At 63.7% G+C, this 1,471-nt stretch carries 1 protein-coding gene; it reads left to right on the top strand.

Going from position 1 to position 1,471, the window contains the following annotated elements:
* On the top strand, positions 1-1,471 hold a 1,471-nt coding region (locus ACXJKR_RS32405; RefSeq protein WP_457326351.1), incomplete at both ends, for a TonB-dependent receptor domain-containing protein.

Below are 1,471 nucleotides of genomic sequence, written 5' to 3'. Positions count from 1 at the left end.
GGCACAGGCTGGACAACGGTGAAGCCAGGTTTTTTGCCAAGGTCTTCGACGACAGCAATGTGTTCCTGCTGCCTATTCCCGTGGCAGACCCGCGCGATCCGTCCAAGTCGCTGAACCCCTACATCGACTACTTCAAGGGCACGCTGAATTCGCCGTATCTGCGCAACGTCAAGTTCATCTACCCGACTGTGGGCGGCGCGAGCAGTGCCACCGAATCGCGTGACCTGTCCAATGGCCGGCAACTGCGCTACTTCAACACCGGCGTTGATCTCAACCTCAACCTGGGTGGGTGGCAGCTCAGCGAGAAGCTGAGGCTGACGAAAGGCAAACTCGACTTCGATGCTTTGTACTCGACCGTCAACCCGGCGGACGCCAACGCCTTTGCCGCCAGCTTCCTGACTGCCTCACGCACGGCGTTCGGTGCCGGCGTCAATCGCCTGGGCTACACCTACGCCGGCCAGTCCGCGGCCTACGACCCGTACGGCGCATCCGGCCTGGTCGCGCAGGCGGGCTACCGCTCGATCCAGAACGACTTCAACACCATCGCCAACGACCTGCGCGTGACCCGCGACTTTGAACTTGCAGGCCGGCACAGCCTGACCGGCGRCCTGCTGCTGTCGCGCTACAAGTCCACGATGAACCTGCGCTTCCAGGACTTGCTGCTGGAGTTGGCCGGCAAGCCCCGGCCGCTGGACCTGGTTGCCTATGACGCCGGCGGCGCCGTGCTGGGCCGCGTCACCGACAACGGCGTGCTGCGCTACTCGTCCACGCTGATCGGCGGCGAATCCACGGTCACCCAGACATCGGTCTACCTTGCCGATACCTGGAAGCCGGTGCCGCAGACCACGCTGGATTTCGGTGTCCGGCGCAGCGGCTACAAGGGTGACGGCTACAGCAAGAACACGGCCCGGTACGACCTGGGCAACGCCGCCACCCTGGCCGACAACTCGACGCTGGGTTACACCGGCGTCAACGCCCCGCGCCCGATTGACGGCCACCCGACTTCCTGGACCGTCGGTGTCAATCAGGAGCTCACGCGAGCCATGGGCGTGTATGCGCGCGCGTCCGTGGCTTACCGTCTGCCGGGCGAAATCAACGTCTACACATTCGCTGCGCCGACGACGACCAAGGCCAAGCAGTACGAGGCCGGCTTGAAGTACTCGACCGAGCCGTTCTCGGCTTTCGCCACCGTCTTCCTGAGCCAGTTCAAGCCCTTTGCGACGACGGTGGCCGAAATCAACCCCGCCACTGGAACCATCACGAACCAGGTCTTCATCGGCGACGTGAAGAGCCCTGGCGTGGAGTTCGAATTCTCGTGGCGCCTCATTTCAAGTTTCACGTTGGACGGCGCTGCGACCTACAGCCCGGCCAAGTCCGGCAACATGGTCAGCGCTGCAGGCAACCAGTCGCTGACGACCGAAGGCAAGTTGCCCATCCGCCAGCCCAAGGCCTGGGGCAATATCCGTCCCAC

Source organism: Roseateles sp. P5_E11 (assembly GCF_054049355.1).
The sequence above is the reverse complement of the archived record's forward strand: the minus strand, read 5'-3'. Positions and strand labels throughout refer to the sequence as shown.